The organism is Mesorhizobium sp. M0166 (genome assembly GCF_040322255.1).
In the GTDB taxonomy this organism is placed as follows: Bacteria; Pseudomonadota; Alphaproteobacteria; order Rhizobiales; family Rhizobiaceae; genus Mesorhizobium.
This window is the reverse complement of sequence record NZ_JAMYTD010000042.1, coordinates 23,506-49,308: the sequence shown is the minus strand read 5'-3', so window position 1 is coordinate 49,308 and position 25,803 is coordinate 23,506. Positions and strand designations below refer to the sequence as shown.

Here is a 25,803-nt window from a genome sequence, read left to right as displayed (position 1 = left end):
GAAACCGCCGGGCCTTGCCCGCGCAAAGTCACGATTTAGGCAATAAAATCAACAGTTTGACGTTTGTGGACGGAAACTAGCTAGATACTTTCGGTCAGTAGATACCTTTGATTTTGGTATCTGTCCGGCCGAACACCTCGTCCGGCACAAAAAAGTCGCCGGCGAGCGGGCCAGTCGCGCCCGGCGCATAGGCCGAGAAATCGCTGACGCCCTCCGCACGCAGCACTTCTTCGTCGATGTAGAAATTGCCGGTTGCCTCGCGCGAGGGCCTGACCAGGATAGCGTGTGCGGCATCGGCCATGATGTCGGGCGAACGGCTCATCGCCGCCACCGTCGCTCCGCCCAGGAGGTTGCGCACCGCCGCCGTGTCGATGGTTGAGATCGGCCATAGCGAATTGACCGCGATGCCTTCCCTGGCGAACTCGGCGCTCATGCCCAGCGTGCACATCGACATGCCGAACTTCGCCATCGTGTAGGCGACATGGTTCTTGAACCACTTGGCCTTCATGTCGAGCGGCGGCGCCAGATTCAGGATGTGAGGATTTTCCGCCAACCTCAAGTGCGGAATGCACATTTTGGAGACGAGAAAAGTGCCGCGCGTATTGATCTGGTGCATCAGATCGTAGCGCTTCATATCAGTCTCCAGCGTGCCGGCGAGTTGGATGGCACTGGCGTTGTTGATGCAGATGTCGATGCCGCCGAACCTCTCCACGGTCTTGGCGACGGCTTCGGCGACCTGTGCTTCATCCCGAATGTCGCACAGCACCGGCAGCGCCTTGCCGCCGGCCTGCTCGATCTCCTGCGCCGCCGTGTAGATCGTCCCGGGCAGCTTCGGATGTGGCTCGGCGGTCTTGGCCGCGATCGTCACATTGGCGCCGTCGCGCGCGGCGCGCAACGCAATCGCCAGGCCGATGCCGCGCGACCCGCCGGAGATGAAAAGCGTCTTTCCCTTGAGCGACATCCTTGCGCCTCCCTGCAACATCAAAAAGAGACGATCCTTGCGCGGCCGAGAAGCGCCGCGCAAGGCCAAACCCACCGGATGCGGGTTACGCTGCGTCGGCCTTGAGGCAATCAGAGCTAGACCAGCACCAGACCCTGCCGCATGGCGATGGCAATCGCATCGGTGCGGTTGGCGGCACCGAGCTTCGTCAGGATCGCCGCGACGTGGAACTTCGCCGTGTGCACGGAGATGTTCAGCCGCCGCGCGATGACCTTGTTGGGCGCGCCTTCGGCCAGCAGCGCCAGCACCTCGCCTTCGCGCGGCGAAAGCATCGGCCGGACGATCTGCTCGTCGGCCGGTTCCTCCTCGAACCGGCCGCTGTCGTGGAAGGTCAAATCGTGATGCCGATCGGATAGAGCATGGCTGTCACGCGAAATCCGGTAGCCCGCAGCCGCCAGCCGCGCGGCGGCGGCGATCAGCAATTCGTCCGCTTGCACGGGCAGCACGGCAAACACTGTATCGGCCGGCCGTTCGCGGGCCGCTCGCGACGATAGCAACACGCGAGGCATCGCCGCGTCGACGAGCCCGCCTTGCGCCCCATGATCATCGACGATGGCGACATCCGCCGCGTCACGCCCGTCGGCTTCGCCCGCCAGAACCGGCCGCAGATCATCGGTCGCGGCGAGAACGGCGGACAGACTTCGCGCGCGCTCGGCGTCACCGAGCGCGATCAGCACCGTCAGCCGTCTGCCAGCGACCTCACCGCTTACCATCTATCCCTCAGCTCAGTGGCTTTTCACCGATGGTCAGGGAAACCTCACGGTTCTCGCCGCCGCGCACCACGCCGAGTGTCACCAAGGCACCGGCGCTGTCCGGCCCGAGCTTGCGGATCAGCTCGCGCGGGCCATGCACCGTCTCTGCGTTCCACGATACGATGATGTCGCCGAGGCTGAGACCGGCTGCTTTCGCCGGCCCGTTATCGTCCAGGCTCATCACCATGGCGCCCTGTGTATCACCATTGCGGACCGGATGCAGGCCGGCGCCAAGATAGCCGCGCGCCACATGACCCTTCTCGCGCAGCGTCGTGACTGCCCGTTCGATCGTTTCGTAAGGCATGACCAGCGCCCGCCGGCGCGGCCCGAACAGCAGCATGCCGATCAGTCCGCCCTTGGCGTCGAGCACAGGGCCGCCCTCGAAACGGCCGCCGGCATTGACGGCAAGGTTGATGCGCCGGTCGATCGTGCCGCCGCGCATTGAACGCCAGGCCGGGCCGACCTCGCCGACCGTGCCGAAGGTAGCGAGCGAGGTGCCGTCGCTATTGCCCGCCACGACCGCCAGGTTGCCCGGCCGCACCGCATCCGCCTTTACCAGCGACGGCACGCTCGGCGCGCCGGCCGGCTTCAAAACGGCCGTTCCGGTGGACGGGTCGCGGCCGACCAGTTCGGACTTGACGGCTTCGCCCGAAGAAAACGTCAGCTCGATCTCCTCGCCGGCCTCGACCGCCTCCTCGGCAGTGACGAAATAGCCGTCCCGCCAGTGGAAAGCAGTTGACGTCCGGTGATGCGTCGCGAAGCTGGCCGTCGCTGGGGCCGCGGCTGCCGCGATGTCGGCAATGGCGTCGGAAAACGTGCTCAGATTGAAATCGCTCATGATTTATCTCCTGGGTTCTTCGTGACCCAGATATCGCCCGGCAGGGCGTTGGCGGATACTCGCCTGACGGCTAGTTGGGCGTTTGACTGGCCATCTGGTCAGGTCGCGGCCGGTCTGGCCGCTCCGCACATATAGGCATTGTTCATCTTGTTCAAAACGGAGCCCTCAGATGGCCCTGCCCGCCCAGCAATTGCAATATGACGATGGCCTTCTCGACGCCTATTCGGCGACGGTCGCCGACGCCGTCGACCGTATCGGGCCCGCCGTCTGCCGCATCGAGCGCGTCGGTGGCCCGGGCGGCCATGGCTCAGGCTTCGTCATCGCGCCGGACGGGCTGGTCGTCACCAACTTCCACGTCGTCGGCGATGCGCGCAGCGTGCGCGTATCAATGCCGGACGGCGCCTCCAGGGAAGGCCGCGTGCTCGGCCGCGATCCCGACACCGACATTGCGCTGGTGCGCGCCGACGGCAACTTTGCCGACGTTGCGCCGCTTGGCGATTCCAAGCGGTTGAGGCGCGGCCAGATTGCAATTGCCATCGGCAACCCGCTCGGCTTCGAATGGACCGTCACCACCGGCGTTGTCTCAGCGCTCGGCCGCTCGATGCGTGCCGCCACCGGCCGGCTGATCGACGACGTCATTCAGACCGACGCCGCGCTCAACCCCGGCAATTCCGGCGGACCGCTGGTGTCTTCGGCCGGCGAGGTGATCGGCGTTAACACCGCGATGATCCACGGTGCGCAAGGCATCGCCTTCGCGGTTGCCTCCAACACGGCCAATTTCGTCATCTCGGAAATCATCCGCTTCGGCCGCGTGCGCCGTGCCTTCATCGGCGTTTCCGCCGATACCACCAACCTGCCGCGCCGCGCAGCCCTTTTGTCGCAAGTATCGAGCAGCACGGCGGTGCGCCTGCGCAGTGTCGAGAAGAACAGCCCGGCGGACAAAGCCGGCCTCAGGGAAGGCGATATTATTGCCGCCATCGACGGCCGCCCGGTCACCGGCGTCGACGATCTGGTGCGCATGCTCGACGCCGAGCGCATCGGCCGCGAGACACTATGCACGGTGGTGCGCCGCTCCGGCATTACTCAGGTCACGGTAATGCCGTTGGCGCGGGCAAGTTAGCCCGCCGCAGCACCCTGCGCATATTGCGCCAGGAATTCTGGGCTAGGCGGGATCGGCCTGATCACGTCGATCAGCACGCCGTTGGGATCCCTGGTGATGAAATGACGCTGGCCGAAGGGTTCGTCGCGCAGCGTTCGCAGGATCGGCAGGCCGGCGGCGATGATCCGCTCATAGACGGCATCCGGATCCCTGACCTCGAAGTTGATCAGCAGGCCAGATGTGCGGCCCCGCCCTTCCTCCGGGATCGTCTCATGATCGCCCCGGACGATGCCGAGGTTGACGCGGCGGTCTTCGGCTGAGCGCAGATGTACGTACCAGTCGGCCTCAAACAGCGGCTTGAAGCCGAAATGCGCAACATAAAAGGCTGCCGTGCCGGCAACGTCGCTCGTCATCAGCACCGGATAATAGCTCGTCGTCCTCATCTTTCCTTCTCCCGGCGAATAACATACAGTCTGCATGTAAATGGCATTAACATACAGGCTGAATGTATGCAACAGGGATCTGCTCGTCGCTCCAACCGTGATCGCACCGCGGCGACGCGCGCCGAGCTCATCGCCGCGGCTCGCAAACTGTTCACCGACAAATCCTATGCCGAGACCGGCACACCAGAGATCGTCGCCGCTGCCGGCGTCACGCGCGGCGCGCTCTATCATCACTTTGCCGACAAGCAGGCATTGTTTGCCGCTGTGGTCGAACAGGAGGCGCAAGCCGTCTCGGAAGAGATCGAACGCGCGTCGCCGCCTTCGCTATTTGCCCGCGATGCGCTGATTGCCGGCTCGGATGCCTATCTTGCCGCCATGCGTGCCCCTGGCCGCACGCGGCTCTTGCTGCTTGATGGCCCGGCCGTGCTCGGCCGCGCCGCCATGGATGCGATTGACAACCGCCATGGCAATCGTTCGCTGCGCGAGGGCCTTGTTGCCGCGATGCGCTCGCATTCCATGACGAGACTGCCTGTAGAAGCACTGACCGCTTTGCTCGCCGCCGCCTTCGACCGCGCAGCACTCGCCATTGAAGCTGGAGCATCGATCGAGGACTATCGCGCCGTTCTCATGGCGCTGATCGACGGCCTGTCTCCGGCTCCTCCGCAGGCATCTCACCCGGCTCGAACTCGTTGAAGCAGCCGAGCTGGCGCTTGAACTGGTCGATCAGCCAGGCGGCCGCCGGTTTCGGGCTACGATCGGCGCGGTGCATGGCATAGAGCGGCGAGCGGACTTCGCTGTAAGGCTCGAGATCGAGTTCGACAAGCCGGCCGTTCGCCAGATCATCGGCAATCAGCCATCGCGGCAGCCCGCCCCAGCCCAGCCCCTCGCGCATCAGCACGTGCTTGGTGCGCACATCCGTCAGCCGCCAGGTGCGGTAGGCGAAGACGCCATAGTCACGCCCGCGCGTACGCTCGGACTGATCCGAGACGACCAGTTGGATATGTTCGCGGACATCCTCTAGTGCCACTGGTCCCGGCAGCAGCGCGAGCGGGTGATCAGGCGCTGCGGCTGGCACCAGGGAGATGAAGCCGATGCGAAGCAGATTCACGTCCGTCTCACCCAGAAGCCCCCGATGCCGAGATCGGCCTGTCCGCCGACAACATGATCGAGGATCAGGCCAAGCGAGCCGATATGCAGACGCAGCGCCACTGCCGGGAACTGCGCCTCGAATGCCTTTAGCACCCGAACCAGCACCGGCGACGGTAGCGTCACATCGACCGACAGCGTAACTTCCGCCTCCAATCCCTGCCGGTATCCGTCGACACGCGAGCGGATGCGTTGCAGCACGCCGACCATGCGTCGCGCATCTTCCAACGTCGCCTTGCCGACATCGGTCAGTTGCGGTTCACGCGTGCCCTCGCGCTCGAACAGCTTCAGCCCGAGCTGCGCTTCGAGGTTGGCGATGGCGTAGCTGATCACCGATTGCGCGCGGTTCAATTTGCGCCCGGCGGCCGAGAAGCTGCCGGTCTCGGCCACCGCAACCAGGATCTGCAGTTGGTCAAGCGTCGGGTTCGGTTGCATCGTTCAATCCACAATTTAGATGGATAATATACAAAATATACCAGTTTTTCAAATGGGTCTGCGCACACATATTTGCCGGGAGATTTTGATCCAACCCTGGAGACCCCATTATGTCTATCCTTCTTGTCACATCGAGCCCGCGCGGCGCTGCCTCACACTCGACCCGTATTGCTACTGAATTCGCTGAAAAGCTTGTTGCCGCCGATCCGTCGAACACGCTTGTCGTGCGCGACCTCGTCGCCAATCCGTTGCCGCACATCGATGCCGATTATGCGACCGGCATCTACACGCCGGCCGAAGCGCGCACCTCGCGCCAGGCTGAAGTCGTTGGCGTTTCCGATGTCGTGCTGGATGAACTGTTCGCCGCCGATACGGTGATTCTCGCCACCGGCTTCATCAACTTCAACATCTCCTCGACGCTGAAGTCCTGGGTCGATCACATTGCCCGTTCCGGCAGGAGCTTTGCCTATGGCGAGAACGGCCCTAAGGGCCTCGTCACCGGCAAAAAGGTCTATGTCGTGCTGGCTTCGGGCGGCATCTATTCCGAAGGTGCGGCCGTGCAGTTCGATCACGCCATTCCCTACCTGCGCAGCGTGCTCGGCTTCCTCGGCATGACCGATGTCGAGGTCATCCGCATTGAAGGAGTCGGGATGGGCGCCGATGCGGTGGGAGCAGCGCTGGCCAAGGCCTCGGCCAAGGTCGACGCCATTGTGGCCGCGACCGGTAATGCCGAGCGTGTCGCCATCGCGGCGTAAAGCGTCAGCAGCGTCTGAATTGTACAAGGGCAGGCGCCCGGCGCCTGTCCTTGTTTCTCGTTAGCGACAGCCTGTGGTGGGCCACACAACCGCCATTGGTTATTCCGCTTGTCTGCGCTATCGGTCGCGGATGTTCCTGTCTGTTGCCACAACGCACCGTCCGGCCACCGATCTCGGTTTCTTGCTGCACAAGCATCCGGATCGTCTGCACGAGACCGACCTGTCTTTCGGCAAGGCTTGGCTGTTCTATCCCGAGGCAAACGAAGACCGTTGCGAGGCTGCACTCCTGCTCGACGTCGACCCGGTGGGGCTGGTGCGGGGGAAGGGCCTGGCGGAAGGCTTGCTCGACCAATATGTGAACGACCGGCCTTACGCTGCATCATCCTTCCTGTCGGTGGCGCTGAACAAAATGCTGCGGACGGCGACGACCGGTATATCGAAGGAGCGCCAGGAACTAGCCGACAGCGAACTGCCGCTGGAAGCCGTGGTTACGCCACTGCCAATGCGCGGCGGTGAGGTTCTGGTTCGAAGTTTGTTCGAATCCTTGGGCTGGACAGTCGATCTGACGCCAATCGAAGGAATCGGGGGTGCTGCAGGCGAGCCCCGATATGGCCATCTGAAGCTGACCGGCACGGGCCGGCTCAGCGCCTTGTTGAATCACCTCTATGTGCTGATCCCGGTGATGGACGATGCCAAGCATTACTGGGTCGGCGAAGCAGAGATCGACAAGCTGCTGTCCAAGGGAGAGGGCTGGCTGGAAAACCATCCGGCCAAAGACCTGATCGTGCGGCGCTATCTTGGCAATCGCAGGGCTTTGGCCCGCATCGCCCTGGAGCGGCTGGCTCCCGAGACGGCCGGCGAGGCAGAACCTGCCGAGCGGCGCGTTACGCCCGAGGAAGCGCTGGAGACGCCGATCCGGCTCAACGATCTGCGCATGGAAGCTGTGGTCCAGGCCATCCGGACGACGGGAGCAGCCTCGGTTGCGGACTTGGGATGCGGCGAAGGCAAGCTGCTCGATCGGCTTGTGCGCGAGCGATGGGTTCATAAGCTGTTCGGGCTGGATCCGGCGGTACGCGAACTGGAATGGGCTGCAAAGCGTCTCAAGCTGAACGAATTCGGCGGGCCGCCCGAGGGCCGGGTCACGCTGCTGCATGGATCGCTGACCTACCGGGACAGCCGCTGGGCCGCAGCCGATGTCGCCGTTCTGGTCGAGGTCATCGAGCATCTCGACGAGGACAGGCTGCCCCTGGTCGAACGCATCGTTTTCGGTGAGACGGCGCCCAAATCCGTCATCGTGACCACTCCGAATGCGGACTACAACGCTCTGTTTCCAAGACTGGTCCCTGGCGCATTTCGCCATCCCGATCACCGTTTCGAATGGAGCCGGGCTCAGTTCCAAGCCTGGGCGGCCAAAATCGGCGAGATCTATGGCTATTCGGCCACCTTCAGCGGTATCGGAGCCGAGGACCCGACCCTCGGCGCCCCCACACAGATGGCGGTGTTCACTCGATGAGAGAACCCGACAAGACCAACCTCACCATTCCTGACTTCGCCCTCGTCGTGCTGATCGGCTCGACCGGATCGGGCAAGTCGACTTTCGCCGCCAAGCATTTCCTGACGACCGAGATTATTTCCTCAGACCAGTGCCGGGCGCTGATCTCCGACGACGAAACCGACCAGGACGTCTCTGCGGATGCCTTCGATCTGGTTCGCGAAATAGCCGACAAACGGCTTAAACACCGCAGACTAGCCGTCATCGACGCCACCAATGTGCGAGCCGCCGACCGCAAGGCCTGGATTGAGCTGGCGCGCAAGTGGCACGCTTTGCCCGTCGCCGTGGTCCTCGATCCAGGCGTCGAGGTGTGCGTCGCCCGCAATGCGGTGCGAGCCGACCGGCCGTTTGGCGCCGGGGTCGTCCAGCGCATGACAACCGAGATCCGCAAGGGTCTTGGCGGCCTGCAACGCGAGGGCTTCCGCCAGGTCTGGAAGCTTACCAGCGAGGCCGGCATCGACGCTGCCGAGGTGTCGCGACAGCCGCTGTGGACCGACAAGCGCGACGACCATGGCCCGTTCGACATCATTGGCGACATCCACGGCTGTTCAGATGAGCTTCATATCCTGCTCGCTCGATTGGGCTACAGCATCGCCTGGTCCGAGCATCAGGGCGACCGAACGGTCACCGTGGTTCCACCAGAGGGCCGCAAGATCGTCTTTGTCGGCGACCTCGTCGATCGCGGCCCCAACTCGCCCGACGTACTGCGCATCGCCATGAGCATGGTCGCGGCTGGAACGGCTTACTGTGTCCAGGGCAACCATGAACGCAAACTCAGCCGCTGGCTAGAAGGCCGCAAGGTCACGGTCGCCCACGGCCTCCAGCAGACTATCGACCAGCTAAGTGCACAGGACCGAGGCTTGCGCGAGGCGCTGCCCGCCTTTCTGGACGGCCTGCGCAGCCATGTCTGGCTCGATGGCGGAGGCCTCGCTGTCGCCCATGCCGGCCTCAAGGAAGAGATGATCGGACGCGGTTCCGGCGCCGTGCGCGAGTTCGCTCTGTATGGCGAGACCACAGGCGAGACCGACGAGTTCGGGCTGCCCGTCCGCGCCGACTGGGCCGCGGCCTATCGTGGCAAGACGGCCATTATCTATGGACATACGCCCACGCTATCGGCTGAATGGGTCAACAACACCCTGTGCATCGACACCGGATGCGTATTCGGCGGCAAGCTGACGGCCTTGCGCTGGCCGGAACGCGAACTGGTCGAGGTGCCGGCAATCCAGACCTGGTCGGAGCCGATACGTCCGCTGGGCGGGCTCGGTCAGGACAAATCGGCGCAGGCCGACGCCGACGGCGTGCTCGATTATCAGGACGTCTCCGGTCGCCGTTGGATCGAGACCGGACTGAGGGGCCGGATTGTCGTGGCCGAGGAGAACGCGTCGGCGGCACTGGAGGTGATGAGCCGCTTCGCGCTCTCGCCGCAATGGCTGGTCTATCTGCCGCCGACCATGTCGCCGTCCGAGACCAGCAGCCAGGACGGCTGGCTGGAACGTCCGGAGGATGCCTTCGCTTATTTCCGCGAGCGTGGCGTTGCCCAGGTCGTGTGCGAGGAGAAGCACATGGGTTCCCGGGCACTGATCGCGCTCTGCCGGAACGCGCAGGCGGCACGCAGCCGCTTCGGAATCCCGGGCGACGAAACCGGCGCAATCTGGACCCGCACCGGACGCTCCTTTTTCAACGACAGTGCCATGACGGAGGACCTGCTCGCCCGTCTTCGCACTGAGGTCGACGCGGCGGACCTGTGGAAGCAATTGAACAGCGACTGGCTGCTGCTGGACGCCGAGATAATGCCTTGGTCAGCCAAGGCCGGCAGTCTGATCGAAAGCCAATATGCGCCGGTGGCGATATCTTCTGCCGCCGGATTCAAAGCCAGCCGTGAGGCGCTGGCCCGTGCGATGGCGCGCGGCGTCGATGCAGCCGGCCTGAACGCACGCCTTGAAGACCGTGCCGCCCGCGCAGCCAAATACGCCACCGCCTGGGCGCCCTACGTATGGCCAGTTTCGGGCGTCGAGGACCTTAAGGCCGCGCCTTTCCACCTGCTGGCCAGCGAGGGCCGTGTCTGGTTCGACCAGGACCATGTCTGGCACATGTCGCTCGCGGACCGTCTGGCTGCCCGTGGCGGCGTGGTCACGCCGACTCGATGGCGTATGGTTGATCTGGCCAACGGCAGCGCGTGTGCCGAGGCCGTCGCCTGGTGGGAGGCGCTGACTGGCTCGGGCGGCGAAGGCATGGTGGTCAAACCACGCGACTTCGTCAGCCGTGGCAAGAAGGGGCTCATCCAGCCGGCGCTGAAGGTCCGCGGCCCGGAATATTTGCGCATCATCTATGGTCCCGAATATGATGCGCCCGACAATCTCGTCCGCCTCCGAGAACGCGGCCTGGCCGGCAAGCGCAGCCTGGCGCTCAGAGAATTCGCGCTTGGTCACGAAGCGCTAACGCGATTTGTCGCCAGGCAGCCGCTTCGCCGGGTTCACGAGTGTGTCTTCGGCGTGCTGGCGTTGGAAAGCGAGCCAATCGACCCAAGGCTGTAGTAGCCGATCTACCCGAAGATCTTCTCGCCTTGCTCATCGACCAGCTGGATGCCCTTTTTGATCGAGATGTCGACAGCGTCATCAAGCCCGGCGAAGCGGTCGGCGCGGATGAATTTGTGCTCCTTCATCACGCCGTCGATCTCCTTTGAAACCACGCCGCAGGTCTGGTACTGGCCCTCCGCCTTGTAGGGCGTGGCGCTGATCAAAAATCCCTTGTGCTCGATCTGCTTTGCCGGTGCCGCTGTCTTTGGCTCGGCGGCTTCGTTGCCTCCGCCAAAAAGACGCTTCAGAAAAGACATGGGGTATCCTCCAACGGCAATCATCCTGCACCACATAGCGCGGTGCAGGATGATTTTCAGTACCGGTCCTTGGCCGAGCGGGCAAGGGCCGCAACTGGCATGGCGGCCAGAGGTCAGTCGCGCGACAACGCTTCCAAGGCCTCTGCGGCAGCTTCCAATATGCTGATTGCCTCGGTCTGCTTTGCTTCAGGTGCATCGACGATTTCGCCGAGCGCGGCGCGCAGCCGGTGGCGCACGGCGCGAAACTCGTCGCGCTTTTCCGAGCGGCCGCGGCCGCGCCGGCCACCGTCGCCGTCATCGTTCCAGCCGAACCAGTCGCGCGCCTTAGCCATCTTGCGGCCGAAGCGCTCGAGATGGTCGAGCACGTGGTCGATCATCTCGCGATTTTCGTTGAGGTGCGCCTGCCCTGCCTCGGTGATCGAAAACACCTTCTTGTTGCCTTCCGCCGCAGAAACGGCATAGCCGGCCTCTTCCAGGAAGGTCAGCGTCGGGTAGACCACGCCGGGGCTCGGGCTGTAGAAGCCGCTGGTGCGCTCCTCCAGCGCCTTGATGATGTCGTAGCCGTGCCGCGGCGCCTCGGCCAGCAGCGACAGCGTGATCAGCTTGAGGTCGCCGTCGGCCAGCATGCGCCCGGCGCGGAACATGTCGCCCGGCCCGCCGCGTCCGCCGCCTCTCATGCCATTCCCGAACGGTCTGAAGCCGCCGCGTCCGCCGAACTTGCCGGCCATATGCATGAAAACGCGCTCGGCGTGTTCGCCGAAACGATGACGCCCGAAATGATTGCCTTTGTGCATCGTCTGCTCCTTGAGTTATGTCTTAAGATATATCTCAATTAGACATCCACAGCGACCCAGTCAAGATATATCTTACGATGTATCTGGAAATAGCGCCCGGCAGGATTGATTTTCGCCGGCAAGCGCGGCTAGGAAGCGCGTGAGGGCCGAACACCACTCCGTAAGCGTCTGACGTGAAGCAACGCATCCACCCCCGGTCGTTCCGGGCAGTTACGCCGAAGACCGGCGAATGGATGCCAGGCGACGGACCGGATGCTTCAGGGAAAATCCCAGATGATTGTGAAAAACCTCGCGCAGAAAGCTGCCAGCGCACTATGCCGCCATCGTCAGCCCGCTGGTGCTGTCGTTGCTAATGACGTTCATCGTGTCGTTTATCTCGACGCTGAAAAGCCTTGGCTTCCAGCCCGATCTGCCGGCCACATGGCTGACGGCCTGGGCCCTGTCCTGGCTGGTGGCATTTCCGACGCTGCTGCTGGTGCTGCCGGCGGTGCGCCACATCGTTGGCTGGCTTTGCGAGCCGGCGGCTCAATAGCGGCCCATGCGAAGGCCCGGAAACAATCTCCGGGCCTTTGCCAAGTGAACGTGCACCGTTACCAGCGGCCTTCACGCCGATTCCAGGCGTAGAGCAGATCGGCGAAACGATCATAGGCATAGCGCGTCAAAGGCAGTGCGGCAGGATTGCCGAACAGCGTCGCCAACCAGCCCTCGCCCGGCGTTATCAGCCACACCGCAACGGCAACATCGGCGCCGACCAGCAATTTGCCACCGGCGTCGGTCGCATGCAGCCGGCGCCGGATATCCTCCAGCCTTATGCCGTAGCGGGCCAGCGCCGTCGGTTCGGCATTGATGTCGCGAAATTCGATCCGCCCGGCCTTGACTGCCTCGATCAGCCGCCGCTTCTGCCGGCTGATACCGGCATCACAGACCGGACAGCGCGTATTATACCAGACGGTCAGCAGCGGCTTGCTCATGTTTCGAACCAGAGGGACGCGCACCGACTATCCGGCAAACGCCATTGCGCCGCAACGCAACACGAAACCCGCGAAATGGCCAGCCAGGCCTGGAGCGCAACTTACCCGAGCGAGGTGATGATCTCGCGATAGGCATCCTCCGGGAAAGCCTTGAGAGTCCGCGTCCTGACGTTTCCGCCCGCCGCCAGCATCAGCGAGAAGCGAGCCAGGACGGCATCGTCGGGCGCTTCGAGCACGGCCACCATGTCGCAATCCCCCATGGTGAGATAAAATGCCTTGAAGGACCCGCCCATGTCTCCCAGCAGCTTCTTGGCGGCATCGAGCCGCTTCGGCGACTCGCGCACGTTTTTGGCGCCTTGGTCCGTCCAGTTGATCAGCACGATGTAAGTTGTCATGGCACACCTCCCTCCGGTGCCGCGGAGCACGGCGTCCAACCGCCGGGGCGGGCATCCGGGTTTGTCGCCCAGAGAATGCGTCCGTCGCGGAATTATCCTCTCGTAGGGCACGACCCGCAAGAGCGGCGCGTCCAATCGTGATCGCCTATGCCAAAACGGAAAAGGGCGCCACCGGCGCCCTTTGAACTGCTTATCCGTCACCGGCCTCAACTGTCCAGGAAGCTGCGCAGCTTGCGCGAGCGGCTCGGGTGCTTGAGCTTGCGCAGCGCCTTGGCTTCGATCTGACGGATGCGCTCGCGGGTGACCGAGAACTGCTGGCCGACCTCTTCAAGCGTGTGGTCGGTGTTCATGCCGATGCCGAAGCGCATTCTGAGCACGCGCTCTTCGCGCGGCGTCAGCGAGGCCAATACGCGCGTCGTCGTCTCGCGCAAATTGGCCTGGATCGCTGCGTCGATCGGCAGGATCGCCATCTTGTCCTCGATGAAATCGCCGAGATGCGAATCCTCCTCGTCGCCGACCGGCGTTTCGAGCGAGATCGGCTCCTTGGCGATCTTCAGCACCTTGCGCACTTTTTCCAGCGGCATGGCGAGCTTTTCCGCCAGTTCTTCCGGCGTCGGCTCACGGCCGATCTCATGCAGCATCTGGCGCGAGGTGCGCACGATCTTGTTGATCGTTTCGATCATGTGCACCGGAATGCGGATGGTGCGCGCCTGGTCGGCGATCGAACGGGTGATCGCCTGCCGGATCCACCATGTCGCGTACGTCGAGAACTTGTAGCCGCGGCGGTATTCGAATTTGTCGACCGCCTTCATCAGGCCGATATTGCCTTCCTGGATCAGGTCGAGGAACTGCAGGCCGCGATTGGTGTATTTCTTGGCGATGGAGATGACGAGGCGCAGATTGGCCTCGACCATTTCCTTCTTGGCGATTGCGGCTTCGCGCTCGCCCTTCTGTACCTGGTTGACGATCTTGCGGAATTCCTGGATCGAAATCGCCGTCTCGGTGGCGAGGTTCTGGATCTCGGCGCGCAGGTCGCGGATGGCGTCCTTCTCGTTCTTGGTGAATTCCTTCCAGCCGCGCGAGGTCAAATTGCCGATCGAGCGGGTCCAGTTCGGATCGAGCTCCGAGCCCTGATATTCCCTGAGGAATTCCTCGCGGCGCACGCCATAGCTTTCGGCCAGCCTGAGCAGCTTGCCTTCGTTCTGCACCAGGCGCTTGTTGATGTCGTAGAGCTGCTCGACCAGCGCCTCGATGCGCGCCGTGTTCAAGGACAGCGACTTCACCGCCTTGATCAGCTGGTCCTTCAGCTCCTTCAGCCGGCGGTCCTGGCTGGGCGACAGCGTGCCGGCGGCGGCCAGCCGGTTCTCGACCTGCTGGTCCTGCAGCTTGCGCAGTTTCTTGTAGGTGTCGGCAATGACGTCGAGCGTCTCCATCACCTGCGGGCGCAGTTCCGCTTCCATCGCCGCCAGCGACAGGCTCGCCTCGTCATCGTCTTCTTCGTCGTCGTCCACCAGGCCACGGGTGTCGCCGCCGACATTGGTGATGTCGTCCTCGTCCTCGCGCGAACGGCGCGACTTTTCCTCGGTCTTGGCTTCCTCGATACGCTCGACAACCGGCGCCTGCTTGGCCTCCGGCCCGGCATAGGTCGCCTCGAGGTCGATGATCTCGCGCAGCAGGATCTTCGATTCGTTGAGCTCGTCACGCCAGATGATGATGGCCTGGAAAGTCAGCGGGCTTTCGCACAGGCCCGCGATCATCGTCTCGCGGCCGGCCTCGATGCGCTTGGCGATCGCGATTTCGCCCTCGCGCGACAGAAGCTCGACCGAGCCCATCTCGCGCAGATACATGCGGACCGGATCGTCGGTGCGGTCGGTCGGCTCTTTCTTGGTCGTGGTGGCGGCGACGGCGGTGCCGGTCTGCTCGGCCAGCTCGTTGGCATCTTCCTCGGCATCAGCGGCGGTATCGGCGGCTTCGGGCTCCTCGCCCTGCTCGTCGTCCTCGACCACATTGATGCCCATGTCGGAAAGCATGGCCATCGTGTCCTCGATCTGCTCGGAAGTCACTTCCTCCGAGGGCAGCACCGAATTCAGCTCGTCCATGGTGACATAGCCGCGCTTCTTGGCGGCCTTGATCATCTTCTTGACAGCATCGTCGGAAAGGTCGAGCAGAGGGCCATCAGTCGCGGCCTCGCGTTCGGTCTCGACTTCTTCCTTTTCTTTTGTCGCCATAGTCTTTATTTTCTCCAAGCGGCTGAGTATCAAAGCCGCGTAAGCTGCCGGTCCGGTCAAATTGGATGCGCTCCTTCCAGAACGCGCTTTACCGGGCCAGTAACTGCATCTCTCGTTAAGTCCAGATTAACCCTGATATCTGTGGCAAGCTGACTGCCTGTCCAGTGATCAGTACCTTACATCGCTGCATTCCCGTCGATGCCGGGGCGGGTTAACGTTTCGAATCGACCTGATTCCGCCATTCTGTCGGAAGGTCAAGCGCCTCTCGCATGATTCGCATGAAAAAAGCGAATCAATTACCCGACTTAGAGCACCGCACGCTTGATTCAACGCGCAAGCACGTCCTTACATTTCAGTCTTCTGGAGGCTTCGATCTAAACGCGCCCAGCTCTGCCCGACGATACGCCAAACCCTTCGATCAGCGCTTCCGTTGCCTGCACATCACGAAATTGCGCCTGGATTTCGACCAGGTGCCGGTAATTTTCGTCCGTGGGATCGCTGGCGAGCGCTGCTTCCGCCTGCTTCAGCTCCTTATGTAAGGTGCGCGCGCTGCGCTGCAAGTGGAGAGCTTGGCTGAACGCATCGCGAGCATCGTCGAGTGCTGCCGTTTCCAGGGCCGGCCATTGCCGCGCACGTTTGATCAGCGCCACCGCGCGCTGCCATATCTCACCGCAGCCAGCCCGCTCGATCGTCGCGATCACTGCGTTGCGGTCGTTTGCCATATCATGCGCCATGGCGTCGAGGATGGACGCATGCAGCCGCTTCAGATCGGAGTTGGCGAGATCGAGGAACTCGACATGGGCGAAATTCTCGTCGATCAGCACGGGATGGTTGACGAGGGCCGCAATGATCGTCGCCTCGCGCACCGACATGCCCTCGCTACCGCGTTTGACCAGCGCCGAGCGGCCGAGGCTTTCGGTGATCGCGGTGCGCCCACCGGCATTGCCGCCGCGCGCAAACTGTCCGCCCGGTGCGGAGACCCTGCCCGGGAAGCGCTCACCTGGCCGTCCGTCCTGACGTCCCTGGCGTCCGCGCTGGGCCCCGAAGAAGCTCTGTACCCGCTCGCGCATTTCCTGTTGGTAGTGATAGCGAAGGCTCTCGTCGCGGATGCGGCTGGTCAGTTCGCGCAGTGTCTTTTCGAGCTCCGCCCGCCGTTCCGGCGTGTCGAAGATGCCGCCGGCGGTCTCGCGCATCCACAAGAGGTCGGCCAGCGGCCGTGCCTCGGAAAGCACGGCCCGGAACGCATCCGGTCCATCACCCTTGACCAGATCGTCGGGATCCTTGCCCTCCGGTAGCAGGGCGAAGCGCACGGAGCGGCCAGCCTGGACCGTCGGCAGCGCCATGTCGGCGGCGCGCCACGCTGCCTTCAACCCGGCGTGGTCGCCGTCGAAGCACAGCACCGGCTCGCCGGCCATGCGCCATAGAAGTTCGAGCTGGTTTTCGGTCAGCGCAGTGCCGAGCGGCGCCACGACATTCTCGAAGCCGGCCTGCGCCAGCGCGATCACATCCATGTAGCCTTCGACGGCAATGACGGTGCCGCCCTTGGCCAGCGCTTTGCGAGCGCGGGCGAAATTGTAGAGCACGTTGCCCTTGTGGAAGAGCTCCGTATCGGGCGAGTTCATGTATTTGGCCAGCGCATCCGGCGCCAGCGCCCGCCCCCCGAAGGCGATGATCTTGCCCCTGGAATCCGGGATCGGGAACATGATGCGGTCGCGGAACCAATCGTAGGAAACCGGGACGTCGTCGCCATGGCGCACCAGCCCGCACGCCTCGATGTCGGTCTTGGGGACACCCTTGGCGGCAAGGTGCTCCTTCAGCGTGTTGCGGCTGTCCGCGGCATAGCCGAGGCGGAAGGACTGCTGCGTCGCCGGTGTCAGCCCCCGGTCGCGCAGGTAGGCGCGGGCCTTTGCCCCTTCCGGTCCCTGCAGCCGCTCCTGGAAGAACACCGTCGCCATCTCCATGACATCGGTCAGGCTGGCGCGTTCCTTTTCGCGCCGCTCCTCCTGGGCATCGCGAACCGGCATCGGCACGCCGGCCATGTCGGCGATCTTCTCGACTGCCTCTGGAAAGCTCATCCCATCGAGTTCGGTCAAGAACTTGAAATGATCGCCCGAAACTGAGCAGCCGAAACAGTGATAGCGGCCCTTCTTGTCCTCGCAATGGAAGGATGGGCTCTTCTCGCCATGGAACGGACAGCACGCCCAATAATCGCCTCGCGGCGCGTTGGTCTTCTTCCTGTCCCACGCGACGCGCTGGCCGATCACTGAAGAAATCGGTACGCGGTCGCGGATCTCGTCAAGGAAAGCAGGCGGAAAGCGCATTGGGGGACAGCTCGTTTGGCCTCCATATAATCACACGGGCGAAGTCCGACGACTCCTAATGGCGACCATACCCGGTTTTCACAGGCCAAAAAGAGAAGGCGGCCCGCGGGCCGCCTTCTCGATCTAAGCCGGCGCAGCGCCCGTCAGCCGTTCCGGGCTCACTGCGCGGCGATGGCGCCGAAGATCAGCCCGGAGAGAACGCTCACCAGCAGATAGTCGTTGCCGACCCGTATCCATTCCTGGCCGGGACCCGGACGGCGCAGGCCATAGTGGCGATAGTCGCGGATCGGCTGGTGACGTTTCCAGCTCGAATATCTCTGGCCGTTGCGCCAATGGCTGCGCTTCACCACGACCTTCTTCTTCACTATGACGCGCTTGTTCACGTCGACATGCTTGTTCACCTCGACATGCCTGCCGGGCTTTTGCCAGTCGACCTGGCTGTAGTTCGACTGCGGCGCGTTTGGTGTGTTCAGAGGTGCAGCCTGGCCCTGCAAGGTGGTTGCAGCCAGCATCGAGAAGGCAATGGCGGAAAGAACGATGCGTTTCATGGCGGGTACTCCTTGGTTGTCGATGCCTACGGAATAGAGCCGGAAGGATGAACCGAAACTGAACACACAGATTACGTTTTCGTAATGATTACTTATATTTAGGCCGCCTAATTGAGTACTACCTTTAAAGCGATCACTCCGCCTGGGCTGCGTGACCCTCCGCAGCCCAGCCGGCAATGCAACCATTTTGTCAGCCATCCATTTCCGACACGCCCCGTCGCGTGGCAACACTCGTCCAAGCCGGGCAAAATTTATTATTCGGCTAAAATAAATCGGAGTAACATCAACCTCTGCAATGTCCACGATTCGCGCCCACCTTTGCCCCTTTGACTTCACCGCGCCCGCGTCGCTGGCACCTGTCGCGTTGCGGGGCCTGGCATGAGTGGCTCCGTCGTTTTGCTGCACCTTGCCGGTGCGGTGGCACTAATGCTGTTTGCCACCCGTCTGGTGAAGACCGGCGTCGAGCGCGCCTATGGCGATGTGCTGCGCCACAAGCTGCGCGCCACCATGCGCAATCCGTTCATGGCGGTTCTGGCCGGCTGCGGCCTGGCGGTCGCACTGCAAAGCTCGACCGCCGTCACCTTGCTGGTCGGCTCATTCGCCGGCTCCGGCATTGTCAGCGGCATGTCGGGCCAGCTTGCGGTGCGCGGCGCCGAGATCGGCTCGGCGCTCGTGGTCAAGCTGCTTACCTTCGATCTGTCGCTGCTGGTGCCGGTCTGCCTGGTCGCCGGCACCGTCATGTTCATGGCCACCGAGCGGCGCGACTGGCGCCAGTTCGGCCGCATCCTGGTCGGCATCGGCCTGCTGCTTCTGTCGCTGGAGATGATCGGCCAGGCATCGGAGCCGCTGCGCCAGAGCACGCTGATGCCGCTCATCGTCGACTACTTCTCCGGCGATCCGGTCACCGCCTATCTTCTGGCGGCGTTGGTCACCTGGCTGTTCCATTCCTCGATCGCCGCGGTGCTGCTGATGGTGACGCTGGCCGGCCGCGGCTTCATCCCGCCCGAACTCGGTATCGTGCTGGTGCTCGGCGTCAATCTCGGCTCTTCGATCATCGCGCCGCTTCTAACCCGCAACGCAGAACCCGGCGTTCGTATCGTTCCGATCGGCAATCTCCTGATGCGCGGCATGGGTTCGCTGATCATGCTGATCCTGTTCCTGACGTTCAAGCCGCCGGTCGCCTTCTTGGGCAGCACCGTGCCGGAGCAGATCGTCAATGCCCACATCGTCTTCAACATCCTGATCCTGATCGCCGGCCTGCCGCTGGCGAGCCTGGTCTATCGCGCCTCGGAAAGAACCGTGGCGTTGGGCACCAAGCCGCAGCCCGCCAATGCGCTCGACGTCGTCGAGCTTTCGGCGCTCAACGAAAGTGCGCTCGACGTGCCCAGCCAGGCATTGGCCAACGCCACCCGCGAGGTGGTACGGGTCTGCGAGACGGTCGAGATCATGCTGAAACGGATCATCGAGCTCTATGAGAGCGCCGATGCCGACAAGATCGGCGCGCTGGCCGCACTCGACGACCGTGTCGACAGGAAGCACGCGGCGATCAAGCTCTATCTCGCCAAGGTCACCAAGAACCCGCTGAGCGAGGACGAGGCCCTGCGTTGCCAGGAGTTGATCGGCGCCTGCGTCAAGCTGGAGCAGGTCGGCGACATCATCGTGCGCAACATGCTGGTCCACGTGAAGAAGAAATTCGAGCGCGGACTGGAGTTCACGCCGGAAGGCTGGCGCGAGCTTTGCGCCTTCCATGCCCTGGTGCTTGCCAATGCCAGGCTAGCCTTCAACGTGCTGGTGTCCCGCGATCCGGAGACCGCTCGCCAGTTGGTGCTGGAAAAGGACCGGCTGCGCGACCGCGAGAAGGAAACCAGCCAGAGCCATTTCGTGCGGCTGCGCGACGGCACCGCCAAGAGTGTCGAGACCAGTTCCATCCATCTCGACACCATTCGCGACCTCAAGCAGATTAACTCGCTGCTCGCCTCGATGGCCTATCCCGTGCTTGAAGAGCGCGGCCTGCTCACCGGTTCGCGGCTGAAGGCTGGATAGATTGCATCCACAGGCCGGGTAGCTTCAGAACATCGCCTATGAAAATTGCTGTGGGCCAAGGCGCAAAAATTATCTTTGCGCCGCTTCCCGTCTGTCGGCTAAAGGGTCGTCCAATATCTACCGGGAGGAAAGTCGATGGACACCCATTCGCGCAGCTTCGCCAAAGCGCTTTCCTGGCGCATCACCGGTACCATCGACACGATGATCATTTCGCTCGTCGTGACCGGAAGCATCAAGCTCGCCGCGGCCATCGGCCTGACCGAGGTCGTCACCAAGTCGCTGCTCTACTATCTTCACGAACGGGCGTGGCTGAAAATTCCTTACGGGAGGAAGGCAGCCGCCTAGCTCTTGTCTTAGCGGCGGGCGCCTGACCGGCGATCAAGAAAAGCTAAAGCGGCGTCGACAATTTCTGGATTGCCCGCTGCCCTCATCCGTGGTTTGAGGCGACCTTATCCGAGGATCGCCTTTCCGCCATGCTCCCCCTCATTGCCCTGTTCATTGCCGCCTTCGCCTTCGGCACCACCGAATTCGTCATCGCCGGCGTGCTGCCGCAGGTGGCCGGTGGCCTTGGCGTCGCGATCCCGACCGCCGGTTATCTCGTTTCCGGCTATGCCGGCGGCATTGCAGTCGGCGGCCCGCTGCTGGCGCTCGCCACCAAAAGGTTCTCCCGCAAGGCCCTGCTGCTTGGACTGACTGCAGCCTTCACCATCGGCCAGGCCGCCTGCGCGCTGGCGCCCGACTTCGCCTCGATGCTGCTGTTGCGGATAGCCGTGGCCGTGGCGCATGGCGCCTATTTCGGCGTTGCCATGGTGGTGGCCGTCGGCCTCGTGCGCGAAGACCAGCGCGGCATGGCGGTGGCGCTGATCCTGTCCGGCCTCACCGTATCGAATGTCATCGGCGTTCCGGCCGGCACGGCAATCGGCAACATCTGGGGATGGCGCGCGACATTCTGGGTGATGTGCGCTCTCGGCGTGGTGGCCTTCGCGGCAATCGGCGCCTTGCTGCCGCGCAAGACGGGATCGTCGAGCCCGTCAGCGAGCCTTGGCAGCGAGGTCCGCGTGCTCGCACGCCAGCAGGTCTGGACCTCGCTCATTATTATGCTGATGCTGATGATCGGCCAGTTCGGCCTGTTCACCTACATCACGCCGACGCTGCTCGAGATCACCGGCCTCGACGAGAAATGGGTACCTTGGGTGCTCCTGCTCAATGGGGTCGGCGCAACGATCGGCGTCTTCGTCGGCGGGCGGCTCGCCGACTGGAAGCTGATGCCGTCGCTTATCGCCATGCTTTTCCTGCAAGCGGCAATGCTCGCCTTGATCTACGCTGTCAGCCCTTACCCGCTGCCGATGGTGATAGCGATCTTCGTCTGGGGCGGCCTCAACTTTGCCATCGGCACGCCGATCCAGACCCGCATCCTGACCTGGACCGCGGACGCCTCCAACCTCGCCTCGTCACTCATTCCGTCGGGCTTCAATGTCGGCATCGCACTCGCCGCATCGCTTGGCGCAGCCATGCTCAATGCCGGCTATGGCTATCGTAGCCTGCCGGTGGTTGGCGCGATCGCCATGCTGGTCGCGGTCGCGGTTGCGCTTGCTTCGCATGTCTGGGAATGGCGAAGCCGGGCTGCGCCGCCGCTGCCGGCTGCCGCCGAATAGGGCTATAGATCAATCCGGTAGCGCAGGCTTTCCGCACCGCCGTAGGAAGCATCCTCGAAGAAATGCCCGACGAGCCGGCCGCCATTGGCCAGAACGACCTTCTGCGAGGGCACATTGTGTGGCTTGCAGGTGATTTCGACGAAGGGCAGGCCAACCGCCCTCGCCTCCACCAGCATCAGCCGCAGCGCCTCGGTCGCATAGCCGCGTCCCCGTTTCCACGGCACCACCGCATAGCCGATGTGACCGAGCACGTGCGACGGCAGCGCCGCGGTGCCGGGTTGCCAGCGCAAGCCGATCGAGCCTGCGACTTCCTCGTCCCAGATCCAGCGCCGGAATCCGGGCAGCCGCGGCACCGTCGAACCGTCCGGCAAGGTGATCGGCGGTCCCTTGCCATCAGGATCGTCGAGATCGGCAAGGAAAGTCGCTGGATCCTTTTCTATAGCCGCAAGCTGCTCGCGCGTCGCGTCGAGCAGCCGCACATTGTCCGGCGACCAGCCGCGCTCGAGGGCCGCCTTGTAGGACGGCAGGTGTTCAAACGCCGGTTTGACGAGTTCGATCACGGGCGCGAGCTTTTGCCGGATTGCGGGCGCGACGGCAAGGCCCTTCCGCAGCTTACTGAAGCAGGCTCTTGACGATGCCGCTCGCCTTGGAAAAATCCATCTGCCCGGCATATTTCTCCTTGAGCGCCGCCATCACCTTGCCCATGTCCTTGACACCGCTGGCGCCGGTCTCGGCGATGGCGGAACGGACGGCGCTTTCCGTCTCGGCCTGGCCCAGTTGCGTCGGCAGGAAGTCGCGAATGATGGCCATCTCGTCGCGCTCCTGCGCTGCAAGCTCCGGTCGCTTGCCGTCATCGAAGGCCTTGGCCGATTCCTCGCGTTGCTTCACCATCTTGGCAAGGATCTGCAGGATTTCGTCGTCGCTGGCCGGCTCCTTGCCGGCGCCGCGATTGGCGATATCGCGATCATGAATGGCCGCCTGGATCAGCCGCAATGTCGGCAGCCGGCGCTTGTCCTGCGCCTTCATCGCGCTCTTCAGGGATTCGGCGATTTTTCCTCGCATGGTGCTTTCTCCTTCGAATGCGGCGGACAATAGTCATGCCGATAGCTCAAGGCAAACTCGATAGCGTCCGGCAAACCGCTGATATTATTCGACGAAATAAATCCAGGCTCGCACGGTGCGGCATCATTGACCGCCTTGGCGCCTTCCCCTATGTACTGGGCCTTGCATGAATTGAATTCTAGTGCACGTCGCCCAAAAGTGCGTAGCGGTTTTGGGCAACGACATGCACAAGTGAAAAGTTAGCGCGCCGAGGCTGTGAGATTGCCGCTTCGCGCCTTTTGTTGCGCCGATTGAGGGGCGCAGCCTTTAGGAGTGCCGCCATGGCAACGATGACCGCCGCATCGACCCCCCCTTGGGCCACCGAGAGGCCGACAGCCCTGCTGGTGCTGGCCGACGGCACCGTCATCGAGGGTCGCGGTCTGGGCGCCGCCGGCTCCGCCGTCGCCGAGGTCTGCTTCAACACTGCGCTGACCGGCTATCAGGAGATACTCACCGACCCGTCCTATGCCGGCCAGATCGTCACCTTCACCTTCCCGCATATCGGCAATATCGGCACCAATGACGAAGACATCGAGGACCTCAATCCGCTGGCCCGCGCCGGTGCCGTCGGCGCCGTGTTCAAGGCCGATGTCACCAACCCGTCGAATTACCGCGCCGGAACCGGTCTCGACCAGTGGCTGAAGAAGCGCGGCATCGTCGCACTTTCAGGCATCGACACGCGGGCGCTGACCGCGCTGATCCGCGAAAAGGGTATGCCCAACGCCGTCATCGCGCACGCGCCCGACGGTATCTTCGACGTCGATGACCTCAAGCGCCGCGCCGCCGCATGGTCGGGGCTCATCGGGCTTGATCTCGCCAAGGAGGTCACCTCCGGCCAGTCCTCGGTCTGGCGCGAGACGCCCTGGGTCTGGAACGAGGGCTTTGGCGAACAGGCCGATCCGTCGATGCACGTCGTTGCCGTCGACTACGGCGTCAAACGCAATATATTGCGCCTGCTGGCCGGCCTCGGCGCCAAGGTCACCGTGGTGCCGGCAAAAACCGGCGCCGAGGAGATCCTAGCGATGCGGCCCGACGGCATTTTTCTATCCAACGGCCCAGGCGATCCGGAAGCCACCGGTGACTACGCCGTTCCGGTCATCCAGGATCTGTTGAAGACCGAAATCCCGCTGTTCGGCATCTGCCTCGGCCACCAGATGCTGGCGCTGGCGCTGGGCGGCAAGACCGCAAAAATGCATCAGGGCCACCACGGCGCCAATCATCCCGTCAAGGACCACACCACCGGCAAGGTCGAGATCGTCTCGATGAACCATGGCTTTGCCGTCGACGCCGACTCGTTGCCGAGCGGTGTCGAGGAAACGCATGTCTCGTTGTTCGACGGTTCGAATTGCGGCATTGCGCTCACCGGCAGGCCAGTCTTCTCGGTCCAGCATCATCCCGAAGCCTCGCCCGGCCCGCAGGATTCGCACTATCTGTTTCGCCGCTTCGTCAATCTCATCCGCGAAAAGCGCGGCGAGCCGGCACTGGCCGAGCGTGTCTAGCGCATGCGTAACCAACGGATTTGACTGACGGCGCCGGCCGGGCTCCCGGCGCCGATCAAGCCCCGTCGGTCACCGCTTCCTGCGCGTGCATGCGTTTGACTTCCTTCGGCGTCGGCTTGGCCACCCTGGTGACGAAGACGACGAGCGCCAGCGTGAGGAAAATCGCGCCGAGCAGATACGGGGCACCGCCGAAAACTACGGGCGCGCTCGACCCCGTGAACCAGGAAAAGATCGCCGTATAAAGCAGCGGTGTGATGATCGAGGTGATCGAGAAGATCGAGGTCATCGCGCCCTGGAGTTCGCCCTGGGCGGAAGGTGGCACCTTGGCGGCCGCCAGGCTTCTGAGCGGCGGGTCGGCCAACGCCTCGAGACATCCGACGACGATCACCGCGTAGATCATCCAGCCTTGTGACGCGAAGGCGTAGCCGAAGGCGCTGAGTGCGGTAAATGCCAGACCGATTACCGCCGTCTTCCACTCGCCAAGTTTAGGGATCACACGCGGCAGGACTGTCGCCATGACGATCGCCCCGCACAGGCCGAAGGCGCCGAGCGAGAAGCCGATCTGTTGTTCGCTCCAGCCATAGCGATAACTGGAGACGAACGACCAGACGGCGGGATACATCATGTGCCCAAGCGTCATCAGAAAGAAGACAAGTCCAATCCAGCCGATACCTTCGTAGTTGCGCATCTGGACGAGCGTGCCGACCGGGTTCGCGCGTTTCCACTCGAAGCGGCGACGGTGCTTGTTATCAAGCGTTTCCGGCAACAGAAACAGCGCGATCAGAAAGTTTGCGAAAGCAAGCCCGGCAGCGAAATAGAACGGCACACGTGGCCCGAACGTGCCGAGCAACCCGCCCAGAACCGGCCCGATGACGAAGCCGACACCGAAAGCGATGCCGAGCAGCCCGAAATTCTTCGCACGGTTTTCGTCGGTCGAGATGTCGGCGATAAACGCCGATGTCGTGGAATAGCTGGCGCCAGAAACGCCGGCCAGCACGCGGCCGATGAACAGCATCGGATAGGACCAGGCGATAGCGCAGATCAGATTGTCGATAGCGAACGTCAGCACCGAGGCAAGCAGGATAGGCCGCCGTCCGAACCGGTCGCTCAACCCGCCCATCACTGGTGCGAAAACGAACTGCATCGCCGCATAGACGAAAAACAGCCAGCCGCCCTCGATGGCCGCCTCACTGATGCCGACGCCGGTCAATTCCCTGAGATAGGCCGGCAGCACCGGCATAATGATGCCGAAGCCGATGATGTCGAGCAGCAGGGTGGTGAAAACAAGCGCAAGGCCCCGCCTGGCGGTTTTGGGGTCTATCATGATGGTATCTCCTCGGGCCGCCCGAGCGAACGGGAACACACCTTATAGGCGAGCACATCGCTGGGAACAAT

General features: G+C 63.2%; 24 protein-coding genes and 1 pseudogene. 10 read left to right on the top strand and 15 right to left on the bottom strand.

Annotated elements, in window-relative coordinates:
* Positions 1 to 94: 94 nt before the first annotated feature.
* The 3 genes from NKJ46_RS28850 to NKJ46_RS28840 all read right to left on the bottom strand — a co-directional run bounded on the left by NKJ46_RS28850 (position 95) and on the right by NKJ46_RS28840 (position 2,590).
* Positions 95 to 961 (bottom strand): SDR family oxidoreductase, encoded by an 867-nt coding sequence (locus NKJ46_RS28850; RefSeq protein ID WP_352669678.1) that lies wholly within the window; start codon positions 959 to 961, stop codon positions 95 to 97.
* Positions 962 to 1,077: 116 nt separating this feature from the next.
* A complete protein-coding gene (locus tag NKJ46_RS28845) occupies positions 1,078 to 1,713 on the bottom strand; it encodes a helix-turn-helix transcriptional regulator (protein WP_352669677.1) in 636 nt (211 codons plus the stop codon).
* Between the two features lie 7 nt (positions 1,714 to 1,720).
* Entirely contained in the window at positions 1,721 to 2,590 is an 870-nt protein-coding gene (locus NKJ46_RS28840; protein ID WP_292658775.1) for a S1C family serine protease, read from the bottom strand.
* A 169-nt stretch (positions 2,591 to 2,759) separates the two neighbouring features.
* On the opposite strand from NKJ46_RS28840, the gene NKJ46_RS28835 reads away from it, so the two are divergent.
* A complete protein-coding gene (locus NKJ46_RS28835; protein ID WP_352669676.1) occupies positions 2,760 to 3,710 on the top strand; it encodes a S1C family serine protease in 951 nt (316 codons plus the stop codon).
* Here the strand turns inward: NKJ46_RS28835 and NKJ46_RS28830 are convergent.
* Positions 3,707 to 4,132 carry a VOC family protein gene (locus NKJ46_RS28830; RefSeq protein WP_352669675.1) on the bottom strand — a complete coding sequence of 142 codons (426 nt, stop codon included), beginning with the start codon at positions 4,130 to 4,132 and terminating at the stop codon, positions 3,707 to 3,709. The two genes, NKJ46_RS28835 and NKJ46_RS28830, sit on opposite strands and share 4 nt — an antisense overlap.
* A gap of 66 nt (positions 4,133 to 4,198) precedes the next feature.
* On the opposite strand from NKJ46_RS28830, the gene NKJ46_RS28825 reads away from it, so the two are divergent.
* Positions 4,199 to 4,825 carry a TetR/AcrR family transcriptional regulator gene (locus NKJ46_RS28825; RefSeq protein ID WP_352669674.1) on the top strand — a complete coding sequence of 209 codons (627 nt, stop codon included), beginning with the start codon at positions 4,199 to 4,201 and terminating at the stop codon, positions 4,823 to 4,825.
* Here NKJ46_RS28825 and NKJ46_RS28820 read toward each other — a convergent pair.
* Positions 4,758 to 5,713, bottom strand: a pseudogene (locus NKJ46_RS28820) (LysR family transcriptional regulator). The gene NKJ46_RS28825 and the pseudogene NKJ46_RS28820 overlap by 68 nt on opposite strands.
* A gap of 110 nt (positions 5,714 to 5,823) precedes the next feature.
* Here NKJ46_RS28820 and NKJ46_RS28815 point away from each other — a divergent pair.
* The 3 genes from NKJ46_RS28815 (at position 5,824) to NKJ46_RS28805 (ending at position 10,554) form a co-directional block, all read left to right on the top strand.
* The gene (locus NKJ46_RS28815) at positions 5,824 to 6,468 is read left to right on the top strand and encodes an FMN-dependent NADH-azoreductase (RefSeq protein WP_352669673.1); all 645 of its coding nucleotides are present in this window, start codon (positions 5,824 to 5,826) and stop codon (positions 6,466 to 6,468) included.
* A gap of 130 nt (positions 6,469 to 6,598) precedes the next feature.
* Positions 6,599 to 7,981 carry a 3' terminal RNA ribose 2'-O-methyltransferase Hen1 gene (locus NKJ46_RS28810; protein ID WP_352669689.1) on the top strand — a complete coding sequence of 461 codons (1,383 nt, stop codon included), beginning with the start codon at positions 6,599 to 6,601 and terminating at the stop codon, positions 7,979 to 7,981.
* Complete coding sequence (locus NKJ46_RS28805; protein ID WP_352669672.1) at positions 7,978 to 10,554, top strand: polynucleotide kinase-phosphatase; 2,577 nt, start codon at positions 7,978 to 7,980, stop codon at positions 10,552 to 10,554. The genes NKJ46_RS28810 and NKJ46_RS28805 overlap by 4 nt, the downstream gene beginning before the upstream one ends.
* An 8-nt stretch (positions 10,555 to 10,562) precedes the next feature.
* Here NKJ46_RS28805 and NKJ46_RS28800 read toward each other — a convergent pair whose 3' ends face one another.
* Positions 10,563 to 10,853 (bottom strand): HlyU family transcriptional regulator, encoded by a 291-nt coding sequence (locus NKJ46_RS28800; RefSeq protein WP_023678291.1) that lies wholly within the window; start codon positions 10,851 to 10,853, stop codon positions 10,563 to 10,565.
* Positions 10,854 to 10,966: 113 nt separating this feature from the next.
* Positions 10,967 to 11,647, bottom strand: a complete 681-nt coding sequence (locus NKJ46_RS28795; RefSeq protein WP_352669669.1) for a PadR family transcriptional regulator — start codon at positions 11,645 to 11,647, stop codon at positions 10,967 to 10,969.
* 301 nt (positions 11,648 to 11,948) lie between these two features.
* On the opposite strand from NKJ46_RS28795, the gene NKJ46_RS28790 reads away from it, so the two are divergent.
* On the top strand, positions 11,949 to 12,179 hold the full coding sequence (locus NKJ46_RS28790) for a DUF2798 domain-containing protein (RefSeq protein ID WP_352669686.1): 231 nt from the start codon (positions 11,949 to 11,951) through the stop codon (positions 12,177 to 12,179).
* Between the two features lie 58 nt (positions 12,180 to 12,237).
* Here the strand turns inward: NKJ46_RS28790 and NKJ46_RS28785 are convergent, their stop codons facing one another.
* From NKJ46_RS28785 to NKJ46_RS28765, 5 genes are all read right to left on the bottom strand, one after another.
* The gene (locus NKJ46_RS28785; protein ID WP_352669666.1) at positions 12,238 to 12,618 is read right to left on the bottom strand and encodes a thiol-disulfide oxidoreductase DCC family protein; all 381 of its coding nucleotides are present in this window, start codon (positions 12,616 to 12,618) and stop codon (positions 12,238 to 12,240) included.
* A gap of 101 nt (positions 12,619 to 12,719) precedes the next feature.
* A complete protein-coding gene (locus NKJ46_RS28780; RefSeq protein WP_352669663.1) occupies positions 12,720 to 13,013 on the bottom strand; it encodes a GYD domain-containing protein in 294 nt (97 codons plus the stop codon).
* A gap of 206 nt (positions 13,014 to 13,219) precedes the next feature.
* Positions 13,220 to 15,241, bottom strand: a complete 2,022-nt coding sequence (rpoD, locus tag NKJ46_RS28775) for an RNA polymerase sigma factor RpoD (protein ID WP_352466688.1) — start codon at positions 15,239 to 15,241, stop codon at positions 13,220 to 13,222.
* A 374-nt stretch (positions 15,242 to 15,615) separates the two neighbouring features.
* On the bottom strand, positions 15,616 to 17,562 hold the full coding sequence (gene dnaG / locus NKJ46_RS28770) for a DNA primase (protein WP_352669661.1): 1,947 nt from the start codon (positions 17,560 to 17,562) through the stop codon (positions 15,616 to 15,618).
* Positions 17,563 to 17,720: 158 nt separating this feature from the next.
* Entirely contained in the window at positions 17,721 to 18,110 is a 390-nt protein-coding gene (locus NKJ46_RS28765) for an RcnB family protein (RefSeq protein WP_352669659.1), read from the bottom strand.
* Positions 18,111 to 18,488: 378 nt separating this feature from the next.
* Between NKJ46_RS28765 and NKJ46_RS28760 the strand changes: the two genes are divergently transcribed.
* The 3 genes from NKJ46_RS28760 to NKJ46_RS28750 all read left to right on the top strand — a co-directional run bounded on the left by NKJ46_RS28760 (position 18,489) and on the right by NKJ46_RS28750 (position 21,808).
* Entirely contained in the window at positions 18,489 to 20,153 is a 1,665-nt protein-coding gene (locus tag NKJ46_RS28760) for a Na/Pi cotransporter family protein (RefSeq protein WP_352669657.1), read from the top strand.
* 135 nt (positions 20,154 to 20,288) lie between these two features.
* Positions 20,289 to 20,498, top strand: a complete 210-nt coding sequence (locus tag NKJ46_RS28755; protein ID WP_292658743.1) for a DUF2061 domain-containing protein — start codon at positions 20,289 to 20,291, stop codon at positions 20,496 to 20,498.
* A 128-nt stretch (positions 20,499 to 20,626) separates the two neighbouring features.
* Positions 20,627 to 21,808, top strand: coding sequence for an MFS transporter (locus tag NKJ46_RS28750; protein WP_352669654.1), 1,182 nt, complete (start codon positions 20,627 to 20,629; stop codon positions 21,806 to 21,808).
* A gap of 2 nt (positions 21,809 to 21,810) precedes the next feature.
* Here the strand turns inward: NKJ46_RS28750 and NKJ46_RS28745 are convergent, their stop codons facing one another.
* On the bottom strand, positions 21,811 to 22,368 hold the full coding sequence (locus NKJ46_RS28745) for a GNAT family N-acetyltransferase (protein WP_352669652.1): 558 nt from the start codon (positions 22,366 to 22,368) through the stop codon (positions 21,811 to 21,813).
* Positions 22,369 to 22,420: 52 nt separating this feature from the next.
* Entirely contained in the window at positions 22,421 to 22,870 is a 450-nt protein-coding gene (locus NKJ46_RS28740; RefSeq protein ID WP_023678304.1) for a GatB/YqeY domain-containing protein, read from the bottom strand.
* A gap of 320 nt (positions 22,871 to 23,190) precedes the next feature.
* On the opposite strand from NKJ46_RS28740, the gene carA reads away from it, so the two are divergent.
* Positions 23,191 to 24,408, top strand: a complete 1,218-nt coding sequence (gene carA / locus NKJ46_RS28735; RefSeq protein ID WP_352669649.1) for a glutamine-hydrolyzing carbamoyl-phosphate synthase small subunit — start codon at positions 23,191 to 23,193, stop codon at positions 24,406 to 24,408.
* Positions 24,409 to 24,463: 55 nt separating this feature from the next.
* Here carA and NKJ46_RS28730 read toward each other — a convergent pair whose 3' ends face one another.
* A complete protein-coding gene (locus NKJ46_RS28730) occupies positions 24,464 to 25,732 on the bottom strand; it encodes a TCR/Tet family MFS transporter (RefSeq protein WP_352669646.1) in 1,269 nt (422 codons plus the stop codon).
* Positions 25,733 to 25,803: the final 71 nt, after the last annotated feature.